Source organism: uncultured Citricoccus sp., from assembly GCF_937871995.1.
GTDB lineage: Bacteria > Actinomycetota > Actinomycetes > Actinomycetales > Micrococcaceae > Citricoccus.
The window spans coordinates 1-6,959 of the sequence record NZ_CALMQR010000039.1 but is presented as its reverse complement, the minus strand read 5'-3'; the positions used below and the strand labels follow the sequence as shown (position 1 = coordinate 6,959).

Below are 6,959 nucleotides of genomic sequence, written 5' to 3'. Positions count from 1 at the left end.
GGAGCCGCGCCACCGAAGGGGGATCAAGGGTGGCACAACCAGGAGCCGCGCCACCCAGGGGGGATCAAAGGTGGCACAACCAGGAGCCGCGCCACCCAGGGGGGATCAAAGGTGGCACAACAGTGCGATAAGGCGGGGGCTCGGCAGATACGGCCGAGCGCCGGGAGATACAACGATTGACGCCTGCTTTCTCAGCGGCAGGCGTACCGCAAGAACTGACCCTTCACGTCGACTTCGGCTATAGGAAGGGCCTCGACGCCAGTCAGCCGGTCAGACCGGCCACGATGGCGCCATTGGTCTTCTTGTTCATGTCATACCCCTTACTGGTATCGATCGTCGCCTGGGCTGGCGGGGATGCCAGCATCCAGCGTCGATGCTGGGACGGTTAGGGAAGCTGGTGGCACCTGGACGGGGATGTCCGTGCCGCTGTGGGCTTCCCGATGGCACTCAGTTCACCGTCTCCGCCTCAAGAAATCCCATAATGCGGCCCAAACATTCACCAAGGTTTTCCCCTGAATGTCCCTCACCCCGGATGCAGGGATCTGGGGTCTGGGAGTGGTGCGTCTCGATCACCTCGGCCCGGAGAGGCGCGCCACCGTGAGGACTCAGCACTGGTTCGTGTACGAGGCCAGGGATCGATCAGAACCAGCGGCCCCATCGAGGGTGGAAGCGAGCAAGTCATGGAGGGCGTGGGCAAGAAGACGGTGCAGGGCAATCTGACCGGGATCCCCGGAAGATGCGGACCAGGGCCGGGCAGGATCTGATGGTGATGGCGGTAGCGGAACGGCCGCCGGTTCACGAGGATTCCCGGGCGCGGGAAGAGACCGAGGCGAAGTTCTACGGGATGGAACCAGCGGATTTGGGCGGTCACGGTCTGCTCGGAGCCACACCGGCGTCGGCTCCGGCAGCGCGCTGTTGGACTGCCCTCGATGACCGTGGATCGAGTGCGCGCTGCTCACTGGCGGCCTACGCCCGGCGTGGGGCGTCTTCGCAGGCGCGAGGTGACGCTCCTTGTCGTGACATCAGAACCGGACAGGTGCACGTCCGTCCAGCGCACGCCATGCCCTTGCCCATTTTCGGTCAGAGGGGAGACCCCAGTGGACGCCGCGGGCGCGTGGACGGCGGGGTCAGTTGCTGTGATCGCGGGTCAGCGCGGTGACGTGGACGCGTTCGCCGGGGTACCGGTTGCCGGGCCATCGACAGGCAGGGAGACCGTGAAGGTGGATCCCGTGCCTTTCTCGGAGGTGACGGTGATCTCCCCGCCGTGAGCGCGGACGAGACCCCGGGTGATGGCCAGGCCGAGGCCGGTGCCGGGGATGGCCGCCCGGCGGACGTGCTCGGTGCGGTAGAAGTTGGTGAAGAGCTTCTGCTGCTCTTCGGCACTGATGCCGATGCCGGTATCGGTCACGATCAGTTCGGCGCAGTCCCCGGCCGGTGCGGCGCTGACCGTGACGGTGCCGCCGGTGGGGGTGTACTTGATGGCGTTGGAGATCAGGTTGTCCGCGACCTGGTTCATCTTGACCGGGTCGGCCTGCATGATCAGTGTGTCCGGCGCTCGTACCTGGAGGGTGATGCCGGCGTTGTCCGCCTGGATCTGCGCCGATTCCGCGCTGTGTCTGACCAACCGGGCCAGGTCCGTGGGTTCCGGGGTTACGGCCGTGCCGCCAGCGGCGGTCTGAAGCAGGTCGTTGACCAGTGTCAGCAGTCGGTCCGCGTTGCGCTGTGAGGTGTTGAGGTAGCCGATGATCGTCTCGTCCTGGTTGTCCTCGACCGCCAGGTCCAGGAAGCCGATGATGGAGGTCAACGGGGTGCGGAGCTCGTGGGAGATATCGGCCAGGAACTTCTCCCGGGCCTGGATCGCGTCCAGCAGATCAGTGACGTTCTGGAACACCAGCACCGTGCCGTCGAATGTACCGTTCTCGTCGCGCATGGCCTGGGCCGAGACGGAGAGGAACTGCTGGCTGCCGTCCACCCCGATCGCGATCAGCCGCCCGGAGAAGCTCTCACCGCGCACCGCCCGGTGTGCTGGCCGGTCCTCGGCTGGGATCGGCGTCTTCCCGTCGGCCTCGAAGAGCAACAGGTCCCGTTCCGGAGCATCCTCCACCCCGTGAGGCAACCCGATCAGGTGCACCCGCCGCTGGGCCGGATTCATCAACAGGTCATTGCCGTCCCGGTCGGTGACGACGATACCGACGTCCGTGGTGTCCAGGACGGTCTGCAGCCTCCGGTTCTGCTGCCGGGTGATGGACAGTAACTCGTCGAGTTCCTCTCGTTGGCGATCCAGGCTGCGGGTGAGCACGCTGGCGGCCACGGCCAGCGCCAGCATGAACAAGGGCACCGCGGCCGACTCCAGCAGGTGATCCCGGGCTGATCCGTGTGGATTGAGCGCATGGGGTCCCCAGATGGTCAACGTGGTTCCCACCACGCCCAGCGTGATCCCCAGAACCGGGTAGAGGCCGGACCACGCCAGCCAGAACACCGGGAACGCGGTCAAAATGGACGTGCCATACAGGCTGTGATGCGTCGCGTCCCAGATGGCCGCAATGGGTACGAAGTCCAGCACCGGAATCACCCAGAAACCGATGCCCGGCACCCGGTCCCAGGGGATGATCCCGGCCAGCACGGTCAGCACGCCCACCGCGGCGACTCCCGCCAGGAAGACCGGAGAGCTCAAGACCTGACTCTTCTGCCCCACTACGCACAGCAGAACGACGGCCAGCACGGACAACGCCAACGGCAACTGCGAGATCAGCACCCGGCGGCGCAGGGAGAACTGGCCGAAGTATGAGCGCTGCACACCGGAGTACCCCGGACCCGTCTGGGCCGGATCCTCAGCGGGACGGTCGATCAGCGGGGTGGAGGAAGAGGGCACGAGGGGCTCCGTATTCTTATGCGCGCTACCGAGAATGTGACCGGCCCACGATAACCGTGATGACCACCTCTCACGACGCTGACGTGGAGAAATATCACCACCCGCCCACCGGACAAGCCACCACCGGGGATCTCCTGTGCGCCGCTTCCGCCCTCTCGCGTCAAAAGCCACACCCGGGCATTGCTTCGGAGGAGTGTCCTGGTTCTAAGGAACCAAGACGTTGTCCATCCAGTGGAGAAGCCAGCGACAACGCGGGGGGGCTGAGCGCGGACATTGATGCCGTAAGTCTCTCCGGGGGCGCCCTGTATGACGCACCCTCGCGGGAGCGACGACCGGACGGATCACTCGAGATGAACCGCGAGGCCTGCTGGAGTGAGCCCGAGTCACGGGCCCGGATGACCGGTGGGGGATCCCCTTCCGGGCACGAATCATCCCGCCCGCAGGTCTTCGGCGGCCTGAAAGAACGGATGCCGTGAACCGTTCCCTAAATGGGCGACAACGATGCTGAACGCCGACGGTCAGATTGTCCTGCGGAACTCCGGCCGCTTATCTCCGGGGTTCACTCGCTGAGGCTAGTTGCGCCGTTGGGTGTCATCGGGCTCAGGGCGGCGGTCACTGCGCTTTGACGCTGCGATCCTCGCCAACAGGACGACCACGGTGATGATGAGGGCGACCGCGACTATCGACATGATCACCGTGATTTGCCATCCCTGGAGCATTCCCATGTCGCGAGTCTATTGACTGCCCCGTGGAAACAGCTTGAGGTCTTGCACCTTGACGGCCATCTCGGCCACCGGAGGGTGGTTCGATCACGGTTCGGTCCCGACTTATCGTCCGGGCTGATCAGCGGCTGTTTCCGGTGGAATGCCGGGATAGGTTGGGCGTGGTTGCTGGTCGTCGGGGGCGCCGGAGGGTGAGGTCGTAGCGCTGCCGTGGATCAGTGACAGATTCTCTCGTCATCACCATCCGTGCCGCACGGACCTTCCGAGAGGACCCTGCCCATGACGCACGCGTCATTGCCCGCACCCCGACCGCCTGCTTCCGGTAGGAGGACCACGAGGACGGCCGCGGCCGTCGTACTCGGCACCGTGCTGGTCGCCGGACCACTGTCCGCCGCCCCGGCCACGGCTGCCCCGAGTGCCGGGACCATCGCCCCGTACGGTGGCTACGTCCAGGACATCTCCATCGTCGAGGACACGGTCTCTTCCGAGGATGACCACCTGACAGTGGCCGTCGACTTCTGCCTGGCCCCGGGGACCGCGGCCCGCAAGGGCGTGGAGGACATCGACCTGGATGCCGCCACCCCCATCGCCGACTACGAGGGCCCCGTCTACAACTACCTCTACGGTGCCGAGCTGATCGTGGAAGACGCCGCCGGGGAGAACACCTTCCGCGTTGAGAGCCTGGCCGCCCCGTTCGAGTCGGAGGTGCCCATGGCGGAGTCGAAGATCTCCATCTACCCGGTCTCCGGCCCGGCCACCTCCAAGGGTGGTTGCGGCACCGTGGAGCTGCCCGCCCAGATCCCGCCCACCTACTACGGCGCGGAGCCCCGCACGGAAACCGTCAGGGCATCGGACGGCGTGGGCAATCGGTTCACCGACACGTTCACCCTGACCGGCAGCGCCGAAGAGGTCGAGGCTGATGAGCCACACCTGGGAGCCGGTCTGCACTGGGACAGCGACATCGACTGGTCCTCCAGCACCCCGGAGGGCCCGGCCGAGTCCGTGTCGCTGATCCTGGACGTCCCCGGGCAGTGCAGCGACGTGAGGTTCATGACGGCCTGGCCTTACCCGCTCCCGCAGGTCGATGACGGGCGGAAGGGCCGGGTGTCCTGCGCCCAGGGTGTGGTGCAGGCCCGCTACGAAGGCGGGCTGATCGACGGAGAGCGGCTCATCGTCAGCGCCGTCGACTCCTCGGGCATCGAGCCCGGAGAGACGGTGACCGCCCGGACCACCATCAACCTCGACGGGGACTACCACCGTCGGGAGCGCACCGTCGAGCTCGCCGAGCCCACCGCGTCGTTCGACCGCCCCTGGGCGCCGATCGCCCACAGCGACCTGTGCCCGGTGACCTTCACGGACGTCAAGCCCGGGGGCGCGTTCTTCGCCTCCATCCAGTGGCTCGGTTGCGAGGGGATCTCCGCCGGCCAGGCCAACGGTGCCTTCGGCGTGACTCGGGAGATCACTCGCGGCGAGCTGGCGACCTTCCTCATGCGCGCCTACGGCGAGAAGCACGTGCCCCCCTTCTATGGCCGTTACTGGTTCTCCCCGCAGACCAGCCCGTTCACGGACATGGCACCCGGCTCGGCCCACTACGAGGCGGCCACCTGGCTGCGCTCGATGGGCATCGCCGGATACGCCGACGGCACCTTCAAGCCCAGCCAGCCGGTCTCCCGCGTCGAGGCCGCGCAGTTCATCTACCTGGCCGACCACGCCGACGAGGACTGGACCGCACCGTCCAAGAGCCCGTTCGCTGACATCCCGGCCTCCTACAGCCGCTTCGAGGCCATCAGCTACCTGTACGCCACCGGCGCGACGCGCGGTTACACGGACCGCACCTTCCGCCCGAGCCGGGACATCACCCGCGGGGAGATGGCCAAGTTCGTCGAGACGGTCTTCAACGACTGAAACGGTAGCCCCATGACACGGCTCAGGCCGGTCGGCGCCCTACCGGCACCGGCCGGCTTGAGTCGTTGTCATCTCTCGGCAGCACACCCGGCGGGTCACCACGCCTGCCCCGCCGGCTCAAGAAGCGCCGGTTGCTGTGCCACCGGACCTCTTTGCCCGGAGGGAATCTTTGTTGATACAAGGACTCAGTCCTCGTGCAATCCGCCAGACCTGTGAATCACAAGGCTATTTGACCGTCTAGTTCCGTCACGTCCGTTTGGGGATCCTTCAGGGAGACGCCCCCGTCAAGCGCTGCCTCTTCGTTCGTGGGAATCACCGGCTTGCCTGAGTGTCGCTGGTCCCGGGTGCGAACTGGTGATGGCTTGGTGGCCGCCTCTGAGGACCGGGCGGGCACACCGGGGTCCACCACGGGCCGAAGAGACGCCATGCTGGCCCTGGTCCTGGGCAGGCTCCTGGCTGTCTGTGGGGTGTCTCAACGTTCCGATAACATGCCGGTGCCTGGCGCCTGCTGAGACGAGACAGGGTCCATGGACACGGATAGGTTGGCGCCATGACGATTCCCGAGAACGCCCAAGTCATGGCCGATGCTCAGCGTCTGTTGGACTACATGGACGCCGAAGGCCTGGACGGTGCCGTGCGGGTGAATCGCGGCCAGCAGCACATGGGCGGGATTGTCGTGGACTCCGCCCTGCAGCGACGCAACAAGTACACCGCGACGGTCGCGCCGCGGGTGCAGAAGATCGTCGAGCAGTGGCCGGAGGCCGCCACGACCACGGGGTTCCGGCGGCTGACCGGGGGCGGTGACACCGCGGGCTTCGACTGGTCATTGAACGAGGGCCTGGGCGCACTGGGGAAGGTCATCGACTGGTCCTCTCCGGCCCGGCTGATCCAGATGTCCGAGACCGCCCAGGTCTTCGCCGACCAGGGCATCGACACCACCGACCAGCTGCGCGACGCCCTGGAAGCCGGGCAAACCCGGTCGGCGCTGCGTCGGGAGCTTCAGCGGGTGCGCAACATCGGCCCGAAGACCCTGGACTACTTCGACATCCTGTGTGGAATCACCGAGGCCGCCGCGATCGACTCCCGCATCCGGCTGGCCGCCACCCGGGCCGGCATCGAGAAGCAGGGATACGACCACCTGCGCGAGGTGATGTTCCACGCCGCGAACACCCGCGACTGGCGGCTGTCGGACCTGGACGCCGTCCTCTGGGCCGCCCATGAGGACTAAGACTCGCCGAACCGCCGCCGCGGCCCTGGCCGTCGTGACCGGCACGATGACCGGCTGCACGCTGGTCAACCCGCAGGCCGGCCCACTGGGCTTCGGCCACGATGACCCGTGGGGCACCGACAACTACTGCGCACCGGATGCATACCTCGAGGAACCGTACTTCCTCGGGGAGCGGGTCCGAAACCTCACCGATGCGCCCATCACGCTGACCGGCATCGAGCTGGTCAACCCG

5 protein-coding genes are annotated in these 6,959 nt (G+C 66.6%); 3 read left to right on the top strand and 2 right to left on the bottom strand.

Features of this window, described 5'->3' with window-relative positions:
* Nucleotides 1-1,147: 1,147 nt before the first annotated feature.
* Together Q0283_RS03750 and Q0283_RS03745 are read right to left on the bottom strand one after the other, a co-directional pair.
* Nucleotides 1,148-2,872 carry an ATP-binding protein gene (locus tag Q0283_RS03750; protein ID WP_183528002.1) on the bottom strand — a complete coding sequence of 575 codons (1,725 nt, stop codon included), beginning with the start codon at nt 2,870-2,872 and terminating at the stop codon, nt 1,148-1,150.
* 572 nt (nt 2,873-3,444) lie between these two features.
* Entirely contained in the window at nt 3,445-3,597 is a 153-nt protein-coding gene (locus Q0283_RS03745; RefSeq protein ID WP_183528000.1) for a hypothetical protein, read from the bottom strand.
* Between the two features lie 276 nt (nt 3,598-3,873).
* Between Q0283_RS03745 and Q0283_RS03740 the strand changes: the two genes are divergently transcribed.
* The 3 genes from Q0283_RS03740 to Q0283_RS03730 form a co-directional block, all read left to right on the top strand.
* Nucleotides 3,874-5,499, top strand: a complete 1,626-nt coding sequence (locus Q0283_RS03740; RefSeq protein ID WP_183527998.1) for an S-layer homology domain-containing protein — start codon at nt 3,874-3,876, stop codon at nt 5,497-5,499.
* 550 nt (nt 5,500-6,049) lie between these two features.
* Nucleotides 6,050-6,727: a hypothetical protein gene (locus tag Q0283_RS03735; RefSeq protein ID WP_298043103.1), complete on the top strand. Its 678-nt coding sequence runs from the start codon at nt 6,050-6,052 to the stop codon at nt 6,725-6,727.
* Nucleotides 6,717-6,959 (top strand): hypothetical protein (locus tag Q0283_RS03730; protein WP_298043100.1); only part of this gene is annotated, 243 nt, incomplete at its 3' end. The genes Q0283_RS03735 and Q0283_RS03730, both read left to right, overlap by 11 nt.